The organism is Anaerofustis stercorihominis (genome assembly GCF_024623185.1).
In the GTDB taxonomy this organism is placed as follows: Bacteria; Bacillota; Clostridia; order Eubacteriales; family Anaerofustaceae; genus Anaerofustis.
The window spans coordinates 50072-71941 of record NZ_JANJZK010000006.1 but is presented as its reverse complement, the minus strand read 5'-3'; the positions used below and the strand labels follow the sequence as shown (position 1 = coordinate 71941).

At 34.0% G+C, this 21870-nt stretch carries 24 protein-coding genes, 1 tRNA gene, 1 CRISPR repeat array and 1 other annotated feature; of the genes, 19 read left to right on the top strand and 6 right to left on the bottom strand.

All coding sequences use genetic code 11. The features are described 5' to 3' along the window. Window positions 1-6: 6 nt before the first annotated feature. The 14 genes from NSA01_RS05015 to atpD all read left to right on the top strand — a co-directional run bounded on the left by NSA01_RS05015 (window position 7) and on the right by atpD (window position 10340). Complete coding sequence (locus NSA01_RS05015) at window positions 7-561, top strand: GNAT family N-acetyltransferase (protein ID WP_257480413.1); 555 nt, start codon at window positions 7-9, stop codon at window positions 559-561. 303 nt (window positions 562-864) lie between these two features. After that, entirely contained in the window at window positions 865-1887 is a 1023-nt protein-coding gene (locus NSA01_RS05010) for an L-threonylcarbamoyladenylate synthase (protein WP_257480412.1), read from the top strand. Between the two features lie 262 nt (window positions 1888-2149). After that, a complete protein-coding gene (gene rpiB / locus NSA01_RS05005; protein ID WP_257480411.1) occupies window positions 2150-2602 on the top strand; it encodes a ribose 5-phosphate isomerase B in 453 nt (150 codons plus the stop codon). A gap of 15 nt (window positions 2603-2617) precedes the next feature. Beyond that, the gene (locus NSA01_RS05000) at window positions 2618-3082 is read left to right on the top strand and encodes a deoxycytidylate deaminase (RefSeq protein ID WP_007050958.1); all 465 of its coding nucleotides are present in this window, start codon (window positions 2618-2620) and stop codon (window positions 3080-3082) included. Beyond that, window positions 3066-3302: an AtpZ/AtpI family protein gene (locus tag NSA01_RS04995; RefSeq protein ID WP_257480410.1), complete on the top strand. Its 237-nt coding sequence runs from the start codon at window positions 3066-3068 to the stop codon at window positions 3300-3302. Before NSA01_RS05000 ends, NSA01_RS04995 begins: the two co-directional genes overlap by 17 nt. A gap of 79 nt (window positions 3303-3381) precedes the next feature. Next, a complete protein-coding gene (locus tag NSA01_RS04990; protein WP_257480409.1) occupies window positions 3382-3789 on the top strand; it encodes an ATP synthase subunit I in 408 nt (135 codons plus the stop codon). Window positions 3790-3811: 22 nt separating this feature from the next. Next, window positions 3812-4615 carry a F0F1 ATP synthase subunit A gene (locus tag NSA01_RS04985; protein ID WP_257480408.1) on the top strand — a complete coding sequence of 268 codons (804 nt, stop codon included), beginning with the start codon at window positions 3812-3814 and terminating at the stop codon, window positions 4613-4615. 78 nt (window positions 4616-4693) lie between these two features. Further along, the gene (gene atpE, locus NSA01_RS04980; protein WP_007050962.1) at window positions 4694-4948 is read left to right on the top strand and encodes an ATP synthase F0 subunit C; all 255 of its coding nucleotides are present in this window, start codon (window positions 4694-4696) and stop codon (window positions 4946-4948) included. A gap of 38 nt (window positions 4949-4986) precedes the next feature. Beyond that, window positions 4987-5505 carry a F0F1 ATP synthase subunit B gene (atpF, locus tag NSA01_RS04975; RefSeq protein ID WP_257480407.1) on the top strand — a complete coding sequence of 173 codons (519 nt, stop codon included), beginning with the start codon at window positions 4987-4989 and terminating at the stop codon, window positions 5503-5505. Continuing rightward, the gene (atpH, locus tag NSA01_RS04970) at window positions 5498-6040 is read left to right on the top strand and encodes an ATP synthase F1 subunit delta (protein ID WP_257480406.1); all 543 of its coding nucleotides are present in this window, start codon (window positions 5498-5500) and stop codon (window positions 6038-6040) included. The genes atpF and atpH overlap by 8 nt, the downstream gene beginning before the upstream one ends. 15 nt (window positions 6041-6055) lie before the next feature. Beyond that, window positions 6056-7564: a F0F1 ATP synthase subunit alpha gene (atpA, locus tag NSA01_RS04965; protein ID WP_117532561.1), complete on the top strand. Its 1509-nt coding sequence runs from the start codon at window positions 6056-6058 to the stop codon at window positions 7562-7564. Between the two features lie 11 nt (window positions 7565-7575). Then, complete coding sequence (gene atpG, locus NSA01_RS04960) at window positions 7576-8445, top strand: ATP synthase F1 subunit gamma (RefSeq protein WP_257480405.1); 870 nt, start codon at window positions 7576-7578, stop codon at window positions 8443-8445. A 13-nt stretch (window positions 8446-8458) separates the two neighbouring features. Next, entirely contained in the window at window positions 8459-8899 is a 441-nt protein-coding gene (gene atpC, locus NSA01_RS04955) for an ATP synthase F1 subunit epsilon (RefSeq protein WP_257480404.1), read from the top strand. A gap of 28 nt (window positions 8900-8927) precedes the next feature. Further along, window positions 8928-10340 (top strand): F0F1 ATP synthase subunit beta, encoded by a 1413-nt coding sequence (gene atpD, locus NSA01_RS04950; protein ID WP_257480403.1) that lies wholly within the window; start codon window positions 8928-8930, stop codon window positions 10338-10340. 483 nt (window positions 10341-10823) lie between these two features. On the opposite strand, the gene NSA01_RS04945 is transcribed toward atpD, so the two are convergent. From NSA01_RS04945 to NSA01_RS04930, 4 genes are all read right to left on the bottom strand, one after another. Continuing rightward, window positions 10824-10899: transfer RNA gene (locus NSA01_RS04945), tRNA-Lys, on the bottom strand. 88 nt (window positions 10900-10987) lie between these two features. After that, a complete protein-coding gene (locus tag NSA01_RS04940) occupies window positions 10988-12166 on the bottom strand; it encodes a sn-glycerol-1-phosphate dehydrogenase (protein ID WP_257480402.1) in 1179 nt (392 codons plus the stop codon). A gap of 14 nt (window positions 12167-12180) precedes the next feature. After that, window positions 12181-12903, bottom strand: a complete 723-nt coding sequence (locus NSA01_RS04935; protein WP_257480401.1) for a GntR family transcriptional regulator — start codon at window positions 12901-12903, stop codon at window positions 12181-12183. Between the two features lie 387 nt (window positions 12904-13290). After that, a CRISPR array of direct repeats spans window positions 13291-13658; the repeat unit is 34 nt; unit sequence GTCGCATCCCATGCGGGATGCGTGGATTGAAACT. Window positions 13659-14006: 348 nt separating this feature from the next. Then, on the bottom strand, window positions 14007-14231 hold the full coding sequence (locus tag NSA01_RS04930) for a hypothetical protein (RefSeq protein ID WP_257480400.1): 225 nt from the start codon (window positions 14229-14231) through the stop codon (window positions 14007-14009). A 183-nt stretch (window positions 14232-14414) separates the two neighbouring features. Here NSA01_RS04930 and NSA01_RS04925 point away from each other — a divergent pair, with 183 nt between their 5' ends. The 4 genes from NSA01_RS04925 to NSA01_RS04910 all read left to right on the top strand — a co-directional run bounded on the left by NSA01_RS04925 (window position 14415) and on the right by NSA01_RS04910 (window position 18179). Further along, window positions 14415-14846 (top strand): hypothetical protein, encoded by a 432-nt coding sequence (locus NSA01_RS04925; protein ID WP_257480399.1) that lies wholly within the window; start codon window positions 14415-14417, stop codon window positions 14844-14846. Between the two features lie 89 nt (window positions 14847-14935). Then, window positions 14936-15170, top strand: a binding site (T-box leader). 69 nt (window positions 15171-15239) lie between these two features. Continuing rightward, window positions 15240-16271, top strand: coding sequence for an ABC transporter substrate-binding protein (locus tag NSA01_RS04920; RefSeq protein ID WP_257480398.1), 1032 nt, complete (start codon window positions 15240-15242; stop codon window positions 16269-16271). 253 nt (window positions 16272-16524) lie between these two features. Then, window positions 16525-17403 carry an ABC transporter permease gene (locus NSA01_RS04915; protein WP_257480397.1) on the top strand — a complete coding sequence of 293 codons (879 nt, stop codon included), beginning with the start codon at window positions 16525-16527 and terminating at the stop codon, window positions 17401-17403. Further along, complete coding sequence (locus NSA01_RS04910) at window positions 17400-18179, top strand: ABC transporter ATP-binding protein (protein ID WP_257480396.1); 780 nt, start codon at window positions 17400-17402, stop codon at window positions 18177-18179. The genes NSA01_RS04915 and NSA01_RS04910 overlap by 4 nt, the downstream gene beginning before the upstream one ends. A gap of 148 nt (window positions 18180-18327) precedes the next feature. On the opposite strand, the gene NSA01_RS04905 is transcribed toward NSA01_RS04910, so the two are convergent. Then, window positions 18328-19527, bottom strand: coding sequence for an AI-2E family transporter (locus NSA01_RS04905; protein ID WP_257480395.1), 1200 nt, complete (start codon window positions 19525-19527; stop codon window positions 18328-18330). Window positions 19528-19644: 117 nt separating this feature from the next. Here NSA01_RS04905 and lspA point away from each other — a divergent pair, with 117 nt between their 5' ends. Continuing rightward, entirely contained in the window at window positions 19645-20109 is a 465-nt protein-coding gene (gene lspA / locus NSA01_RS04900) for a signal peptidase II (protein ID WP_257480394.1), read from the top strand. 372 nt (window positions 20110-20481) lie between these two features. Here lspA and NSA01_RS04895 read toward each other — a convergent pair whose 3' ends face one another. After that, window positions 20482-21801: a CCA tRNA nucleotidyltransferase gene (locus tag NSA01_RS04895; protein ID WP_257480393.1), complete on the bottom strand. Its 1320-nt coding sequence runs from the start codon at window positions 21799-21801 to the stop codon at window positions 20482-20484. Window positions 21802-21870 lie beyond the last annotated feature (69 nt).

The following is a 21870-nucleotide window of genomic DNA, read 5'->3' as shown; positions in this document are numbered from 1 at the left end:
TTTAAAATGTTATCCATAGGTACAAGGTCAATCGAAACTGAAAGGCTTATACTTAGAAAGTTTAAGACCGAAGACTGTGAGAAAGTTTTTGATAATTGGGCAGGAGACAGTGAAGTTCAAAATTTATACTGCGAACCTGTTTATAAAAATTTAGGTGAAGTAAATGAGCTTCTTAATAGATACATAAATGGTTATAAGGATTTAAATTATTATAGGTGGGCTGTTATTCTAAAAGAAAACAATGAATGTATAGGACAAATCTCTTATTTTCTTGTAGATACCGATAATCACTTTGCGGAAGTAGAGTACTGTATAGGTAAGAAATATCAAAATAAAGGGTATGCATCGGAAGCCTGCATGTCGGTAATAAAATATGGGTTTGATGAAATCAAGTTAAATAAGGTACAGATATGTCATAAACCGAAAAACGAGGCTTCTAAAAAAGTGATATTAAAATGCGGACTTCATTATGACGGTAATTTAAGGCAGTATTTTTATAATAATGGAGAATACGAAGATAGGTTATATTATTCACTTCTTAAAAATGAATTTTATAATTAAACGATAATTATAAATTTTAAGGTTATTTTAAGGTTAAGGTCTATAATAAAAATAGTTTAAAAATAATATTTATTTTTAAACAAATCACTTGCTTATTTATATTTGCAGGTGCGATATTTTACAATTAAAAAAACTATTTTAATTAGTTTACAAGGGCGTAAATTGTGGTTTGATTTACGTCTTTTTTTAGTGATTATTTCTCTTTATATTTGAAACTATATTTTTGTTTTTTTGCTCATAAAAAGTAGGTAAAAAACGAAATAAGTGATATAATTAACAATATATTGTTTAAGGGAATTATCTATGGAAACTAAAATATACGATCTTACGAAAGAGGACAATTTAACAGAGATTTTCAGCGATGCTGCAAGTGTTATAAATGTGGGTGGTACGGTAGTGTTCCCGACGGAAACGGTATACGGTCTTGGTGCAAATGCTTATGATGATGAAGCGGTAAAGAAAATATTCAAGGCTAAAAACAGACCAAGCGATAATCCTTTGATAGTACATATAAGCGATTTAAGTATGATAGATGAGTTGGTTACATATGTAAGTGATGACGCAAGGAAATTGATGTCGGAATTTTTTCCCGGACCATTGACACTTATAATGAAAAAATCTTCCAAAGTTCCAAACAGCGTATCTAACGGACTTGATACTGTTGGTATAAGGATGCCAAGTGATAAGGAAGCCAATGCTTTTATAAGAGCATGCGGTGTTCCCATTGCGGCGCCAAGTGCAAATATTTCAAAAAGACCAAGTATTACAAACAAAAAATATCTTGTAGAGGAATTATCGGGTAAAGTCGATATGATACTTTGTTCAAAGAATTCTACGATAGGACTTGAGTCTACGGTTTTAGATGTTTCCGGTGATAAAATAAAACTTTTGAGACCGGGAAAAATAAGCGGGGAAGATATTGAAAAAGTCATAGGCAAGAAAGTTTACGGATATAACAGCGAAGACGCACTCTTACCTAAGTCTCCGGGAATGAAATATGAGCATTATAAACCTAAGACAAAAGTTATCGTGCTTAATGGGAATGATGATGATATAATAAGTTATTTGGACGATATAAAGGTAGATGATATAGGATTTATAGGGCTTAATTATATCATTCATAAGATTGACAATAAAAAAATCAAGGTCAAATCTTTCGGCAAAGATATAAGTGATGCAAGCAGAAATCTTTATTATTTGCTTAGGGAGATGGATAGTGAAAATTTGGATATCATCTATGTTCAGGCTATGGATAATAAGGGTATAGGTCTTGCATATATGAACAGGCTTTTAAAGGCTGCTTCGGGGGATATTATATACCTATAGGGCTTCGCCCTAAACCCCAGTCCTTTTTTAGAGATAAAAAAGAACGAAAAAATCTTCGCTCAAGCCGCGAAGGCTAAATTTCGACTGGATTTTCAAAATAAATTTTGAAACAGTCTCAATTACCCCCTCCCTTAATAAAGGAATTTAAATCCTGGGGTGGGCTTTATATAATTTATAAAGATAAGGTATTAAGACATATAGTTATTATGTTAAAAACTGCTATGCAGTTTATATAAATACACTAAAAAAAGGAGTAAATAAAATGAAAATAGTAATTGCTAGTGACCACGGTGGTTATGAATTAAAACAATTTTTAATCGAAACATTTAAAAAAGAAGGATATGATTTCGTAGACTACGGTACGAATTCCGAAGAAAGTGTTGATTATCCGGATTATGCTATAAAAACATGTGAAGATGTTGCGGCAGGTAAATTTGACAGAGGTATTTTGATTTGCGGTACAGGTATCGGTATAAGTATCGCGGCAAACAAAGTTAAAGGTATCAGAGCTGCACACTGTACAGATTGTTTCTCTGCAAAGATGTGTAAACAGCACAATGATGCAAATGTAATTGTTCTTGGCGGAAGGATAACAGGTCCCGAACTTGCTGCCGAAATCCTTAGAACATACCTAAATGAAAAAGAATTTTTAGGCGGAAGACACGAAAACAGAGTAAATAAAGTAAAAGCATACGAAGAAAAAGTATATAAATAGTAAGGAATAGAAATAATGAATAATGTAGATAGTAGACCTTCATGGGATGAATATTTCATGGAAATGCTGGAAGTCGTTAAAACTCGCTCTACTTGTATAAGAAGACATGTAGGTGCGATAATCGTAAAAGACCATAAGATAATCTCTACAGGTTACAACGGCGCTCCGAAAGGTCTTGCTCACTGCACAAAAGATACTTGTGTAAGACTTAAGTATAATATAAAAAGCGGAGAAAGACATGAACTTTGCAGGGCTACCCATGCCGAGCAAAATGCTATTATTTCGGCGGCAACCATGGGAGTTAGTGTCGAAGGAGCGGATATTTATATAACCGATTCTCCATGTATCCTCTGTTCAAAAATGCTTATCAATGCGGGTATCAAAAGAATTATTTATAAAGGAAGCTATCCCGATGAATTTAGTTTAGAATTATTGAATGAAGCGGGAATAGAAGTTATCAAATATGACACAGAGGGATAAAAATAATGAAATATCCGATATTGCAAAGGCGGTATCGATAATATTACAGCTGGGACTTACTATGGTAGTGACGATTTTGTTATGTCTGTTCTTCGGTAAGTTTCTGGATAATAAGTTTCATAAAGACAATTTATGGACTTTGATATTTTTATTTCTTGGTGTATGTGCGGCTCTTAGAAATATGTATTATATAGTTAAGAGCTTCATAAATGATAAATAAGAACAATAAGTATATCCCGCCTTTTTAGGCGGGAAGAAAATAAAAGGCAATATAAAAAATACATAAATGAGGTTTAAAAATGGTAAATAAGACAGATGACAATTTAACGGTCGAAGAGCTTTATAAAGAGCAGCTCGACATATGTAAATATACGTTTTTTTTAAATTTAGTTTTTGTTGTTTTAGTATTGCTTTTTAAATTTGATAGGAGTATAATCCTAGGAATAATGGCGGGATGTATAACTGCGATAGCCTTTCATTTATGGCTGTTTCAGGACCTTAAAACCGCTATAAAGCTGGATAAGGAGCAGGCAGTAAACTACGCCAACATTCACTCTTTAATAAGGAAATTGCTTCTTATTATAGTAATAGTTTTTCTTGTTGCTAACAAATGGATTAAAGTAAATGCGGTAGGGCTTATTATAGGTCTTTTATCACTTAGAGTGGTACTGTATTTATATAATCTTAGAACTGTAAAAAACAAGTAATTTAAAAACGGAGAAGAAAAAAATGGGTATAACTATAAGCACAGTTAATGAAGTTTTTAGAATCGGAAATATTCCCATATCCAATACCATAATCTGGACTGTTTTTGTTCTTGCTCTAACCTTTGCTATTTTAATGTTTTTAAAAAAGGATTTAGAGATAAGACCGACTACAAAAAGGCAGGTTATTGCGGAAACTCTAGTGACTTCTACGAGAGATTTTGTGAGCGGTACCATGGGTAAGAAAAATGTTGGTTTTGCACCATATTTCTTTTCGCTTGCGGCATTCTTATTGATATCCAATCTAAGCGGGTTCGTCTTTTTAAATATAGTAAGACCTCCTACTGCGGATGCGGCAACGACACTTACTCTGGGTTTCCTTACATTTATATTGACTCAGTTTTTTGCAATTAAATCCAAAGGTATAAAGAAGTATATAAAGTCGTTCTTTGAACCGATATTTATCCTTCTTCCTATAAATATTATAGGAGAAATCGCAAATCCTGTTTCACTTGGATTTCGTTTGTTCGGTAATATAACCGGGGGTATGATAATCTTGACATTGGCTTATTCGATCTTTTTAGGTTCGGCTACTGCTGCGATGTTTACATTCTTTACGACTTTGATACTTTGTATATATATAAAATTTGGTAAACCAAATAAATTTACGCAGAATAAATTTGTAAAAACCATTGCGATTTTATTACTGATACCATCGTTCTTCTTAGCATTCTGTCATGGATACTTTGACTTATTTGCGGGGATTTTACAGACATTCATATTCTGTATGCTATCAATGGTATTCATATCATCCGCAATGGATGAATAATCAGTCTTTACCCGACTTTCAGCCGGATAAAAATAAATAAAAAACAAAACACACACTTTATTCAAGGAGGAAATAATAATGAATATTTCAGGAAGTGATTTAATTTTAGCATTCTCAGCACTAGGTGCAGGTCTTGCGATGATAGGTGCATTAGGTACCGGTGTAGGACAAGGTAATGCTACAGGTAAGGCTTGTGAATCAGTAGCCAGACAACCTGAAGCTGAAGGAACAATTTTAAGAACATTACTTGTTGGTTGTGCGGTTGCGGAAACATCAGCTATTTACTGTTTGGTTATCGCTTTAATCTTATTATTTGTTAAACCTTTTAGCTAAGATACAGTAATGAACAATAATATTAAGGTGGTGATTTTATGTTAGCCGGATCATTGATAAACTTTTCAACGGAAATGCTTTACCAAATGTTAATTCAGGGCGCTATCTTTTTACTATTCTTTATCTTGGTTAAAAAATTCTTTTATGAAAAAGTCATTGAAATCGTCGATAAAAGACAGGAAATGATTACAGAGGAATTTGACAAGGCTGAAGGTGAAAAAGCTAAAGCTGATTCTCTTAGAGAAGAGTATGAAGAAAAAGTTAAGAGTATAAATGAAGAGGCTTTAACTATTACTAATAATGCTACTAAGGAAGCTAAAGAAATAAAAGAAAATATTATTTTGGAAGCTAACGAAGAAGCAAGAAGGATAAAAGCTAAGTCTAAGAAAGATATCGAAAATGCAAAAGAGACTGCAATGAAAGAAATGAAAGACAGCATTATCGATATATCTTTCGATATAACAAGCAAGGTCTTGGATACTAAACTTGATAAAAATGCAGACGAAGCTTTAGTCAAAAAGGCTATTGAAAGTTTGGATGAGGTAAGCTATGAGTAGTGCTTCTTACAGATATGCATATTCTTTGTCAGAATTATGCACAGAAGAAAACACGATGGAATGTGTATATAAAGAGTTCACGGATTTTTACGAACTGCTTAATAAAAGTGAAGAGTTATATACACTGTTATCTGACGAGACTTTCAAAAAAGAAGATAAAAAAAGAGTAATAGACAATGTCTTTGATAAAGACGATAATATAATGCTTAAGAACTTCCTGTTCTTGTTGGTTGATAAAAACAGGATAGACGAGATCAAGCTTATATATTTGGATTTTAAAAATTTATACTTAGAACATAGCGGCATATTAAACGTTGAAGTTAAGAGTGCCAATGAATTGAGTGAAGAACTGCTTGACAGTTTGAAAAATAAACTTTCGGATAAATTTAATAAGAAGATTATATTGTCTAGAAGCGTCGATAAAAATATTATAGGCGGGATAATACTATATATAAACGGAAAAATGATAGATTTATCCGTAAAGAATGAACTGGACATAATTAAAAGACAGTTGAAAGAAACAAAGATAGTTTAAAGAAGGGAAATAAAAATGAATTTAAAACCCGAAGAAATCAGTAGAATAATTAAAGAGCAGATTAAAAACTATGATAAAAAAATAGAAACTACATCTGTGGGAACTATTTTAAGCGTTGGTGACGGTATTGCCAGGGTTCATGGTTTAGACGGTGCAATGATGGGTGAGCTTATTTTGTTCCCGGGTGATGTTTATGGAATGGTTTTGAACTTGGAAGAAGATAACGTAGGTTGTGTTCTTTTGGGTGATGATACTGATATAGTTGAAGGCGATACTGTAAAATGTACAGGTAAGATAATGAGTGTTCCCGTTGGTGACGGAGTAATCGGAAGAGTAGTAAATGCTCTCGGTGAACCTATAGACGGAAAAGGAAGTATCGTAGCCGAAGAATACAGAAAAGCCGATGTAAAAGCAAGCGGTGTTATAGACAGAAAAAGCGTTACGGTTCCATTACAAACCGGATATAAGGCTATTGACTCTCTTATTCCTATTGGAAGAGGTCAAAGAGAGCTTATCATTGGAGACAGACAAACAGGTAAAACAGCTTTAGCGGTTGATACTATTTTAAATCAAAAAGGCGAAGATGTACTTTGCGTATATGTTGCAATAGGGCAAAAAGCAAGTACCGTTGCTCAGATAGTAGGTACTTTGGAAGAATACGGAGCCATGGATTATACTACGGTAGTATGTGCTACTGCGAGTGAAATGGCACCTCTTCAATATCTTGCACCTTATTCGGGATGTGCTATAGCAGAGTATTTTATGGATAAAGGAAAAGATGTACTTATAGTTTATGATGATTTAAGTAAACATGCGGTGGCTTATCGTTCAATGACTTTACTTCTTCGTAGACCACCGGGAAGAGAAGCTTATCCGGGAGATGTATTCTATTTGCATTCAAGACTTCTTGAAAGAGCTGCAAGGCTTGAAAAAGGCGGTTCTATAACCGCACTTCCTATAATCGAAACACAAGCGGGAGATATCTCCGCATATATCCCAACCAATGTAATTTCCATTACAGACGGACAGATCTTCCTTGAAACGGAACTTTTCAATGCAGGTGTTCGTCCTGCCGTTAACCCTGGTATTTCGGTGTCAAGAGTCGGCGGTTCCGCTCAGATAAGTACCATGAAAAAAGTAGGAGGGCCTCTCAGAATAGAATATGCACAGTACAGAGAACTTGCATCCTTTGCACAGTTCGGTTCTGACTTGGATAAATCCACAAAAGCGAGCCTTGAAAAAGGTAAGAGAATCGTGGAAATGTTAAAACAAGAGCAGTATTCTCCTATGAAAGTAGAAGAACAGGTTCTTGTAATATATGCGGTTACAAACAACTTCCTAAAAGAAATCGAAGTTGATGAAATGAAAGAATTTGAAAAGGGACTTATTGAACATGCACATTCAAATTCACCTTCCACTCTTGATAAAATCAAGACTGCCAAGGGCTTTGATGACGAGCTTGTCGAAGAAATCTCTAAACTAATAAACGACTACAAAAGTATATTTTTAAGTGGTCGAGAATAAGGAGCTAAGTTATGGCTGAAAATATGGCAGACATTAAAAGAAGAATGAAAAGTGTCTCGAGTACAAAGCAGATAACTAAAGCTATGGAACTGGTAGCGAGCTCTAAACTCAGAAAAGCAAAAGAAAGAGCGATTTGCAGAAGTCACTATACCGATGCGACTTATCAGCTGATGCTAAGAGTCGCAAAATATACTTCATATATAAATAACATTTACTTTAAAGACAGAGAAAATGCAAATAAGACAATATATGTAGTTTTAAGCGGTGACAAGGGACTTGCCGGCGGATTCAATACCAATGTTATAAAACAGGCGGTAAGCGAAATCGGAGATGAAAAAGAGAATGCCGTAATTTTTGCACTGGGTGCAAAAGGTGCGGATTACTTTAAGAAAAATGATTATGACGTAGTCGGAGAATACATCGGTATAAGCGATGAACCTAATTACGGAGTTGCCAAGAAAATTATCGGTACTGTTATAAATTTATATACCAGTGACGAAGATATAAGGAAAGTAAAAATCATTTATTCCAAATTCAACTCCGTAGTATCTCAGGGAATACTTAGTGCAACTGTCCTTCCTATTTCGAGAAAAGCAGATAACAGTGACGGGACTCCCGTTACGAGCGAACTTGTTATAGAGCCGGGCGGGGAAGAACTCCTTGAAGAATTGGTACCGCAGTATATAACAAGTCTTCTTTACGGAGCTATGATAGAAAACCATGCAGGTGAAGAAGCTTCGAGAAGGATGGCTATGAGTGCGGCTACGGACAATGCAAACGAGCTTTTGGAAGAACTTGAAATAAGATATAATTCTGCCAGACAATCAAGCATCACAAACGAACTTATCGAGATAGTATCGGGTGCGGAAGCTTTAAAATAGGAGGAGATATGATATGAATGATCAAAATTTACATTTAGAAATAGCGACTCCGACAAGGACTTTCTATAACGATGAAGTAGAAAAGTTTACTTTTAAAGCGACGAGCGGAGAGATGACGATACTGAAAAATCACGTTCCGATTATGACGCTTGCCGACCTTGGAATAATGCATATAACGGATTTAAAGGGCAATAAAAGAGAAGCTACTTTATTCGGAGGAAGCGTCCTTGTTGAAAACAATAAGATATTGGTCGTTACCGATGATGCATTATGGCCGGAAGAAATCGATATAAGAAGAGCGGAAGAAGCTAAGAGAAGAGCAGAAGAAAAACTTCACGCTACCAAATATAACAGGCGAGAATTCGTTCAAGCCGAACATAAGTTGAGAAAAGCTTTAGTAAGAATAGATTTAGCAAATACGTATGAAGGTATTTCTAGACATAAGAAATATTAGTCAGAACAAATAAAGGAGACAAAATCCTATGGAAAATAGAAAAGGAAAAATTGTCCAGGTCGTAGGTCCTGTCGTAGATGTTAAATTTACTGAAAATGATTTACCTAAACTGAATGAAGCTATTAAAATAGATAATCATGGAGAAGAGTTGATCATTGAAGTAAGTGAACATATCGGGGACAATACGGTCAGATGTATTGCGATGGATACGACCGACGGACTTGTAAGAGGGATGGAAGCTGTTTCTACGGGAAGTCCGATAATGGTTCCCGTAGGGGATAAAACACTTGGCAGGATGGTCAATGTTTTAGGTCAGCCTATAGACGGCAAAGAAATGGACTTAAGCGATGTCAAACTTTCTCCGATACACAGAGAAGCCCCATCTTTCGAAGAAATGCAGACTGTACCTGAAATATTTGAAACAGGTATAAAAGTCGTAGACCTAATTTGTCCTTACACCAAAGGCGGTAAGATCGGTCTGTTCGGCGGTGCCGGAGTAGGTAAAACTGTTTTGATACAGGAACTTATAAGCAATATCGCTACCGAACACGGCGGATTATCTGTTTTTGCCGGCGTCGGAGAAAGAACAAGAGAAGGTAACGATTTATACTATGAAATGAAAGAGTCTGGAGTTTTGGATAAGACTTCATTATGCTTCGGTCAGATGAATGAACCGCCGGGAGCGAGAATGAGAGTTGCTCTTACGGGACTTACAATGGCAGAGCATTTCAGAGATGAAGAAAATCAAGACGTACTTCTATTTATAGATAACATATTCAGATTTACGCAGGCCGGAAGTGAAGTTTCCGCACTTCTCGGAAGGATGCCGTCGGCGGTAGGTTATCAGCCTACACTTGCGACTGAAATGGGTGCGCTTCAGGAAAGGATCACTTCCACAAAGAGCGGTTCTATCACATCTGTTCAAGCGGTTTATGTGCCTGCCGATGACTTGACCGACCCTGCTCCCGCAACTACTTTTGCCCATTTGGATGCTACTACCGTACTCGACAGGTCAATAAGTGAAAAAGGTATTTATCCTGCCGTAGATCCTCTCGGTTCTACCAGTAGAATATTAGACCCTAAAGTCGTAGGGGAAGAACATTACCAAATTGCCAGAGGAGTTCAGGAAATATTACAAAGATATAAAGAACTTCAGGATATTATCGCAATCTTAGGTATGGAAGAATTGAGTGAAGAAGATAAACTTATCGTTGGAAGAGCAAGAAGGATAGAAAGATTTTTATCTCAGCCATTCCACGTTGCGGAACAGTTTACGGGACTAAAGGGTGCTTATGTTCCTATTTCCGAAACGCTAAGAGGCTTTAAGGAAATACTTCAAGGTAAACATGATGATTTACCTGAAGCGGCATTCCTACTTGTAGGCACAATAGATGACGCTGTAGAAAAAGCAAAACAGTTACAATCAGAAGAAGAAGAGTAATATAAAAATACATTTATGAATTTTCATAAATGTATTTTTTTGTTTTAGTTAATTAAATCATGAATAATAAATGCAGTTTAATTCGGTAAAATTAATGATTTGTTTATATTTTTGATGATGTTTTTAAGATATTATTTGCAACAATCATTTTATATAAAGTTTTATTTGATAATTTAATTTATTTTTTATTAACGAATTAAGAATTTTATGAGAATAAATCTATAATATATATTATTTTTATTTATGATATAAAAGTTATTATAAAATTTATTTTGGCAACTTTTTTAATTTAACTCATTTAAATATATAAATTTTGCTTATTATTGTTTTTAATATTATATTTAAAATATCTAGTTTACAAACGGTCTATTCGTAAAAAATACATTGATATTTTTACTCATATTAAATTATTCATTTCACTCATTTTTTATGCTAACTGCATAAAAAAACGTCTTTCTATTGAAAGACGTATAATTTCAAACATGGTGATCCGTCAGGGGATCGAACCCTGGACACCCTGATTAAGAGTCAGGTGCTCTACCAGCTGAGCTAACGGACCATTTATCGTGCTTTATTATTATAATTAAACATGATAAAAATGTCAATAATTTACTTAAGATTTAGTAAATAAACATTAAATATATTTATTAATCAAATATCTCATCCGTTATTATTTTAGAATATTCTTCAATCTTTCCTTTTTCCACCGCATATTCAAATATACTGTATCTGTTTCGCACCTTATATGCACCCAGAATGCTTTTGAGGAATAAGTCTTTATCCACTTCTATTTCACTCGGAAGTGTTGGTGCACCTACGGTTTTTAATAAATTTATTACATCTTCTTTATCGTATTTATATTTAAATACTTCTTTTGGTATTTCTTCTTTCATAAGTTCAAAAAGCTCCAATACTATAGGAGTGGCTATCCCGACTTTTATTCCATGAAGATATGGATATTTGTTTCTTTTTATAAAGTCCATTTCCCAGTAATGTGATATCATATGCTCCGCACCGGAAGCCGGTCTTGATACTCCAACCAGCCCCATTGCCACACCTGTGAACGTAAGAGCTTCAAGAAGATATTGAACGGATTTTTCATCTCTGTCCATTAGTTTGTCCGCGCTGTCTATTACTCTTTGTATCGCTCTCTCAGTGAGTGTAACGCAGGTTTCGCAAATATATTCTCCAGTTATCATATTTGACAGTTTCCAATCCATCAAAGCCGTTATTTTTCCGACTATATCTCCAAATCCCGCTCGTATCAGTTCATCCGGTGCATTCTTCATTATATTCACATCTCCTATTATTGCGTAAGGAAGTGTTGCATCAAATGAAATTTTAAAACCGTCACATATTAGGGGCGAACCGTCGGAAGCATAACCGTCCATTGAGGGCGCTGTGCATATTATGATGTAGGGTATATTTGTTTTTACGGATAAATATTTGCCGAGATCGTTAATAGTCCCGCTTCCTACGGCAATTATAAGTCCGGTATCATTTTCAAGTTCCATGAAAAGGCGTCCGAGGACTTTTTCGTTTGGTATAAGTATTTCTTTGCTGTTTGGTATCACAAAGTTTTTAAATGTGTGATTATTATCTTTTAATATCCGAGAGGTCTTTTCTCCCGCGGCTTTATAGGTATTTTCATCGCTGAACATAAATATTTTTTTATCTTTGAAAGGGGATAATACTCTTCTGAGTTCATCAAGTGCATTATTTTTAATACATATCTCCTTAATGGGGAGTTTATGTTTTCTCCCGCATTCACATTCAAAGTCCAAATTTGACATCTCGTTGATATTCATTTCTAATATACTTTTCATATTTCCTCCAAAGTTTAATTATTATAAACGACCATTTCGTATTCGGTTTTGTATGCTTCGGATTTGACTTCGACGTATTCTATGAGTTCATTTTCTTTTGTAAAAGTGGTAGATTTAAGTACACATATAGGTGTTTTTTCTTCTATCTTCAAGTATAGTGCTTCGTATTTATCGCTTGGTTTTATAAATACTTTTTGACAGGCTTTGTATGGTATTATACCCTTGCTTGAAAGTATGTCATATAGAGACTTCTGTGTAAAATCTTCATGCAATAAATACTCTGTATACTTTATTGGTATATATGACGTAGACAGAGAAAACAGACTTCCGTCTATATATCTGAGTCTTTTTAAAATAAATATCTCATCGGATATATTTATATTTAATTTTTCCGCTATCCTTTCATCCGCTTTTTCTATGTTTTGTGAGAGGATTTTATTTGTTACTTTCTTACCCTGCATTTTGGCATCATTGAAAAACCCGACTATAGAAGTAAGCTGATGGTCGGTATAAGGACTGTTTCCGAGGTAAAAGGCACCCTTTCTTTCTTTTCTGATAATAAGTCCCTCTTCCTCCAAAAGGTTCAAAGCAGATATGATCGTTGGTCTGCTGACGTCGTATTTTATACAAAGTTCTCTCTCTCCCGGAAGATTACTGTAGTAAGGAAGTTCTTTAAAGTCTTCTTTGATTTTTTCTTCTATCAATTTATATAGAGGTTTATGTTTGATTTTATTCATATATGACTCCTTATATCCACTGGATATATTATTTAATACTATAATATGCATTATTTGATAGATTGTCAATAGTATTTAATAAAATGTATTTCCAGTGGGTATAAAATATTCATTAGATTAGAAAAATTATGAACTTAAATGATATTATTTATAAACAGACTACATGAATTTTTATAATTTAGAAGTAAAAATATTTTGTATTGAAAGAGTATCCGAGTTATACTATAATTAAATAAAAGATAATACCTTAGGAGAACTACTGCGAACCTCAAGCTCACATTTTTTAATAATTTTTAAATCCTTTTAAATAGCGGGATTCAGTAAAGTAATTTAAAATATTATATTTTATCAAGTGTCTGTAATAGGCTATTTGAAGGGCTTTGTAGAGTCGCATCCCATGCGGGATGCGTGGATTGAAACTTACCGCATTGTCTAAAGAGCCTCCGCTTTTAAGTCGCATCCCATGCGGGATGCGTGGATTGAAACTTTCAAGGTAAGTAAGAGAACCGTTAAATACGTCGTCGCATCCCATGCGGGATGCGTGGATTGAAACTCTATCAAGGGCTAAGGTGTACGCAGAAAATGGGGTCGCATCCCATGCGGGATGCGTGGATTGAAACTTAAATATACATTACTTGAGGTGTTAAATCCCGAGTCGCATCCCATGCGGGATGCGTGGATTGAAACTACGCTTTTAAAGCGGTCGAACATTTAGAGGTAAGTCGCATCCCATACGGGATGCGTGGATTGAAACTGCGTGTAGCTATCATATCTATAAGTTCATCCCGGGTCGCACCTCGCAAGGGGTGCGTGGATTGAAAGGTAATGCTGTTCTTTTTTAAAGATAAAAAAGAACGAAAAAATCTCCGCTCAAGCCGCGGAGGCTAAAGCGGTTGCTAAAAGGGATGCAAAAGCTACGTTTGCATATCATCGCGGCGGCATTTTATTAAGTCATTATATAGTTACATATTTAATTGATTTAGAGTTACACTAAAATTCGCTAATTTACTTTTATATATGATTTTATCTGTAAGGCTAATAATTACATATATTATTAAAATGAAACATTTCAAATAATGATTATGTATAATAAAAAAGGAGACTTATTTTAAGTCTCCTTCCACTTTTTCAAATAAATATTTATATTTTTCACTTAAATAGCTTTCCAAAAATTTGTTTTCAAATTCATTTACGTCTCTGCATTGTTCGCCGAGCTTATAAATTCTTTCAAATAGATTTGCAGCAATCTTCATAAGTTTGTAATTATTGCAGTTTTTAAATATGATATTTTTCCTTACATCTATCGTTGCTTTAATATATGTATCCATAATATCACTACTCCTTGGTAATTTTTGTATTATCATAAAAACACTTGATACTGTAAAAAAATTGTAGTATATCTGATAATTAATAATTTTTACTGTGATGTATTTTTCAGATTTGAAAAATAAATGTAGTTATTACGATAAATTTTGATATAATACTTTTATAAAGTATTAAAGGAGCGAAAAATGCATAATTTTGTTGATTACTTTGAAGAAGATGAAGTATGTGATTTAACGTCGGTTAGTTTTGTCAGTCCCGAGTTTCGGGGGAATTTGGATTTTGGTGTTGCCGATGAAATAGAGATACTGGAAGCAAACAATAAGGAGCTTATCATAGATTTTACGAGAACGCTTGTATATGAAAATGACGATGATGTAGAACCGTTCTTGCAGGTGAGTGCAACGGCTAATTTCAGCGTTAAAGAGGATTTTAACGATACGATAGTTCTTATGTCAAAGACCAGTGATTTGGAAAATAAGATACTCGAAAATGAAGAGTTTTTTCTAAGTTCTACCATATCGGGGGTGTCTTTATTGATATCCCAAGTGCTGTCTTCATTCGGAAGGGTCCCGGTTATAACACCTCCTGTTTTTATGAGTGAAGAAGATGAGGAATAGAATTTCAGTTTTGATTGATTTTTCGAAATTTACGGAAAACTCTTGACATCAAAATAAAAAAAGTGTATTATTCTATACAACATTAATATAGAAAACCGTAGAGAAAGAGTAGTAGGCAAGATCAGAATGATTTAAAGAGAGCTATAGGCGGTGTGATTATAGCATGATTTCCTTGTTGAATGGACTTTTGAGGGTGACTTTGAACTGTAGTAGGGGTCATCGGGTTCCCGACCCGTTATCAGACCGGGCGCATATGATGGTATGTGTATGAGAGTGGACTTTTATGTCAATTTGAGTGGTACCGCGGATATTTTCGCCTCAAGCAAAGCAATTTGCTTGGGGCTTTTTCTATATTAAAAATAAAAAATTTTTAATAAAGTGAGGAAAAAAGAAATGAAAAGAACAAAAAAATTATTGATGGTCGGACTTAGTTTAGTATGTGCAGCAGGGTTATTTGCAGGCTGCGGAAACAGTGACAGCGGCAGCGGCGGAGATAAAACATACGAACTCGGTATCTTGCAGTTTGCAAATCACGGTTCACTTGATAATTGCAGAGAAGGATTTTTACAAGGTTTAAAAGAAGAAGGTATCGAAGAAGGCAAAAATTTAAATGTTACATATAAGAATTCAGGTTCTGATGCAGCAACGGACAATCAGATCGCAACAAGCTTCGCTTCAAAAGATATGGATATGATTTGTGCAATAGCTACACCTAGTGCACAAAGTGCATATAATGCGTCTAAAGATAAAAATATCCCTGTAATTTACACGGCTGTAACATCTCCTAAACTTGCGGGTTTTGTTGACGATAATGATAAAAACGTGGGAGAAATCACAGGAACATCCGATTTGGTACTTGCAGATGACCAATTAAAATTGATTACTGATATGATGCCAAAAGTAAAAAATGTAGGTATCCTTTACAGTACAAGCGAAGTAAATTCAAAAGCCGGTATCGAAGCTTACGAAAAAGCAGCAAGCAAATATGGAGTAAAAATAGTAACTCAGGGAACAAGCAGTGCGGCTGACATCCCTATGGCTACAGACAGCTTACTGAAAAAAGTAGACTGTATCACAAACTTAACGGATAATACCGTAGTAAGTAATCTTCCTACGATTTTGGATAAAGCAAACAAAGCTAAAAAACCTGTTTTCGGTTCAGAAATAGAACAAGTTAAAATAGGATGTATCGGATGTGTAGGTATCGATTTTGTAAAGCTTGGAAATCAAACGGGTAAAATGGCGGCTAAAGTTTTAAAAGGTGAAGCTAAGGCGCAAGATATGCCTTTTGAAACATTTGACTCGGGAGAAATCGTTATAAATACTAAAGTTGCAAATGACCTTGGTATCGAAATCAGTAACGGTGTCAAAGAACAGGCAAGCCAGACTTTCGATAAAATAGAACAGTCAAAAGAAAATAAATAATATAGTTTACAGCCCTTTGGGGTTTAAATAAAGTATTCAAACGTCAAAAAAGTTGAGCTCCCAAAATCATAAATTTCAAAAAGAAATTTATCTAACCCTTATTAAATTTATTATAAAACTTATAGTATTCTCGTAAAACTTAGCGGAGCTTGACTTTTGACGTATGGATTAAATAATTAAGTAATTAAATATATAGTTAAATCAAAGTTTGACTATATACTTATTTATTTAAATAAGAAAAGGAGATAAAAAGTTGGATTTGATAATCGGCGTTTTTGAACAAGGCTTTATATACGCTATCATGGCAATAGGCGTATATATTACATATAAAATATTGGACTTCCCGGATTTGTCCGTTGACGGGACATTTCCTCTGGGAGCTGCGGTGACCGCAATGCTCATCATAGCTGGGGTAAACCCTTATTTGACACTCGTTGCGGCAACATGTTTGGGGGCTTTATCGGGAGTACTTACGGGTATCATACACGTTAAGTTCAAAGTCAGAGATTTACTTTCAGGTATCATCATGATGACCGCTTTATATACGATAAATCTTCGTATAGCGGGGGGAATTGCAAATGTACCCATATTCAATTATAAGACTATATTCGATAATGATTTTATAAATGGGATCTTTCCTTCATTCCTTGCACCTTATAAGACTATGATAGTGATATTCATAGTTCTTATAATATCTAAGCTGCTTTTGGATTTATATCTTAAGACGAAGTCCGGATATTTACTAAGAGCTGTAGGAGACAATGAAAAAATCGTTACTTCTCTCGCAAAAGACAGCGGGATAACGAAGATAATAGGCTTAGCTATTGCAAACGGACTTGTTGCACTTGCGGGAAGCGTGATGTGTCAGCAGCAGAGGTTCTTTGAAATAACAATGGGAACGGGGACTATCGTTATAGGTCTTGCCAGTGTTATAATCGGTATGAATGTATTTAAGACGGATAAAATAAAGGCGACTACGGCTGTAGTATTCGGTTCCGTTATATATAAGGCGTGTGTAGCTATCGCTATCGAGTGCGGACTGGAAGCTTCTGATTTAAAACTCATTACGGCTTTATTATTCTTTATAATATTGGTGTTCAGCATGGACCGTAAAAAGAAGGTGAAAGAATGATAAGATTAGAACATATAGATAAATATTATAATATAGGTACGATAAACGAAGTTTGCCTTTTCAAAGATTTTAATTTGGATATAAACGACGGGGATTTTATTTCCGTAATAGGAAGTAACGGTTCCGGAAAGACTTCAATGCTCAATCTCATCTGCGGCAGTTTATCCCCTGAGAAGGGTAAGATAATCCTTGGGGGAGAAGATATAACAAAGCAGAAAGAATTTGTCAGGAGCAGAAAGATAGGCAGAGTGTATCAGGACCCTTCCATGGGTACATGCCCAAGTATGACTATTTTGGAAAATATGTCTTTAGCCGATAATAAAGGCAGTTCTTACGGACTTGGGCTAGGAACGAATAAAAAGAGGATAGGTCATTATAAAGAATTATTGTCGAGGCTTAATTTAGGGCTTGAAGATATGCTTGAAAGTAAGGTCGGTTCGTTATCGGGCGGGCAAAGACAGGCTATGGCTCTACTTATGACTACAATGGCGGATATAGAGTTTTTGATTTTAGATGAACATACCGCAGCTCTGGACCCTAAGACGGCTGAAATAATAATGGAACTTACCGATGAAATCGTAAGGGAGAAGAACATAACCACCGTTATGGTAACTCATAATCTTCGTTTTGCGGTCGAATACGGGAACAGGATAATTATGATGCATAACGGAGAGGCGATAATAGATAAGTCGGGAAAAGATAAAGATAATGTTGTGATAGACGATTTACTTGAAAGATTTAATGAAATAAGCATTGAAAGCGGTAACTCGCTTTAGAATAAATAATAACATTCCAACTAAAAAAAGACTGCTGTGTGCGGTCTTTTTTATTGTATTGTAGAGATGTGTAGGATAAGGGGCGCGGAATCTGCGTAGCAGGCGTAGTGCCCCGCATCTATGATAAAGGATTTTATTATATTTGAATTTACTTATTACTTGTAAGAAGAGGCGGTTTGTTTTCATCTTTTCTGTCCATAAGCCATTGTCCCATCAATATTTTAAGGACTGCAAATATAGGTATTCCTATTACCATTCCCACAACACCGAACAGGCTTCCGCAGAATATTATGGAAACAATGACCCAGAAACCGTTTAGTCCCACTACATCACCGAGTATTTTCGGTGCAAGTACATTTTGGTCGATTTGCTGAATGAATATTATTATGAGTACCATGATAATCCCCTGGATAGGTCCGCCCGAAATCATTGCGAATATAGAGCATGGGATAACGCTGAATATAGGTCCGAAGAGGGGTATCATATTTGTTATGGTTATGATGAATGCTATGAGCGAAGCATATTTGATTTTAAATATATATGCAAGAGCCATTCCCATTGCACCTACAATAAGTGAGCATATAGCCTTTCCTGATAAGAATTTAAAGAACATATAATTCATTAAGTCCAATACATAGGATACTCTTCCGTAAATCCTCTCCGAGAATACTGCTTCTGCAACTCTTGAAACTTGACTTAATAGTGTATCTTTATCTATGAGCATATAAAGTGCAAGGAATATTGCTATGAATACATTGTAGACGGTTTTACCTACACTCATTGTTGCATTAACAAGGTTTGTACCTATTCCTTCGACCCAAGTTTTTGCAAAACTCAGCATATTCACCAAAGTTGCATTCACTCCGCTTGATGTGGTTATATCTATATTAAAAAAGTTTAGGATATTGACGACCATAGGATGTTTTGTCAAGTCCGTAACAAAATTTTCTATTGCTCCCATATTATCCTGAATTGATGTTATAAGGGATGTTATACTCGTTATAGTACTCGGAAGGACGATATATACTATTAGTGTTATTATTAAAATAGCTATTATCATCACCGCCACTGAAGAGAGGACGCGGTTTGTTCCGTCCTTAAATTTGGAGTGTTTACTTATTCTATTATAAAGGTTATCTACGGGCTGATATAGGAAGAACGCTATTATAAAGCCAATGAGTACTGGCTTTAAAGGAACATAAAATGCATTCCATATGCCTACAAGTTTATTGCTGAAAGAAGATAAATTTTGAATGCCAAAGTAAAAGGCTATTATAAAGCATACCGCAAACGTTATTAAAACGAGGTATTCAATATACTTCCGTTCAATATTTTTGAATTGTTTCATTGTATCCCTCTCTTTTTTCATTTATTTTCAAATTATATCATACTAATAAGTTAAAATACTATAAAGAAAGTATATTTATGATATAATTAATTAAAATTTAATAATTATGAGGTTAATATGATATATTATTTGATTGTTATTATTAGTGTGGTTTTAGACCAGATAAGTAAAAAAATAGTTATTGATAATTTAAAGCCTGTCGGTACTATCCCTATTATAAAAGATGTGTTTCATTTTACTTACTGCGAGAATACCGGGGCTGCATTTAGCATTTTTTCTAAAAATACTGCTCTTCTTACTCTTGTAAGTCTTGTTTTTATATTGGTTGTTTTTTACTTTTTATTTAAAAATATAAAAAAGAGTAATCATAATAAAATGCTGCTGCTTGGATTATCTTTTATATTGGGCGGAGCAATAGGTAATTTTATTGACAGATTTTTTCATGGTTTCGTAACCGACTTCTTTGATTTTAGACTTATAAATTTTGCTATATTCAATATTGCCGATGTTTTTATAACAATAGGCGGGATTTTGTTTTGTATATGCATCTTATTTTCCAAGGATGATGAGAGTATATTTTAATAGGCGAGATATTCAAAGTTTACTTAAAGTTTTATTAATGACTTTATTTTAATTATTATAATGTTCAGTGAAAACATTAAGGACCTTGTATTTAAGGTTCTTTTGTTTTGTAATGAAATAAAAAATAATGAGTTATTATATTGTATATCTTTAAGTGTATGTATCATATAATAGTGTTAAATGTAATGTGTAATTCGTTTTATACGATTGATAGTCATATTTATATAAATTTGTTAAAAGTATTCTTTCTTTGTATTTTAATGTTTTATTTAATCAGAATATATAGGAATAATCGGTTAAAAAGATAATAGAGAAAATATTATAATCATAGTTTTAAACTTAGTAAAAAAATAAAGGCTAAGTGATAAGCCTTTATTTTTTATATTCCCTAACTATCTCAATTAATTTGCTTTTTTCATTTTTATTTTTGTCTTCTATTACCTCTCTTAAAAGATATTCTAAAATTTTTCCTACGTCTTTTCCCTTATATCCCAAAGAGGTAATGTCATCTCCGTTTATTTTTAAGTCGCTTATCCTGTAAGGTTCTTTGTTTTTTATTACTCTTTTTGCAAATTCTTCGGTATCCCTAAATCTTTTTAGATTATCCTTTACGAGTTTATGATTTTTTGATTCGTCATCGGCGATCCTAACTTTTATTAAATCAAAGAATAGTTCCTCACCAAATTCGTTAAGTTTTTCTTTTACATATTTATTTTTCGGAGCCATATATTTATCATGATTTTTAATAAGAGTTAAAATTTTATATTTTGTTTCATTGTCGAATTTAAAATCATCAAGTATATTTTTAGCCATTTCCCTGGAAATATCGGAGTGATTGTAGAAATGGTCTATATTTTCTGTATCCGTTGTCTTGGTTTTGACCTTACCTACATCATGTAACAGCATAGTTATTTTTAAATGGAATACATTTTCTATATTATTAAATGTTTTGTAAGTATGTTCTCCGACGTTTTGCATATGATATTTATTGTTTTGATAAGTATGAAAACATTCTTTTATAATAGGGAAGAGCGTGGTTATAAAATCCATTTTATTTATATCCATGCCGCTTTCAAAGATTTCTTTTATCTCGGGAAGTATCCTTTCTTTTGCTACATTGTTAAGTAAGTGCATATTTTGTTTGATTGCCGTTAAAGTATCTTCTTCTATTTTAAAATCGTACCTCCCCGCAAATCTGTAAGCCCTTAAAATCCTTATGGTGTCTTCTTTAAACCTTTCTTTACCGTCTCTCACAACTCTTATGATACCTTTTTCTAGGTCCTGTCTTCCCTCGAATAAGTCGATAAGTCCAACTTTTTTATTATAAGCCATTGCATTGATAGTAAAGTCTCTTCTTTTTAAATCTTCTTCAATATTTGATAAAAACTTTACACTTTCGGGTCTTCTGTTTTCTATATACTTTCCTTCTTTTCTGAATGTCGTGACTTCAATGGGAGTATTATTTATTATTACGGTTACGGTCCCGTATTTTATACCTGTAGGTATGGTTTTATATTCTTTGAATAACTCCATGGTTTCTTTCGGCGATGCACTCGTTGTTATATCGTAGTCTTTGGGATTTCTTTCTAAAATTAAATCTCGTACACATCCTCCGACTATATATGCTTCAAAGCCGTTATTATTAAATTTATCTAAAATGATTTTTGCTTCATTTAATATATCTAGTTTCATAATATCACCTACTTGATTTTAACACTTATCATAGATTTTTGCCAACTGTTTTTTTAGTATTCAGATTTT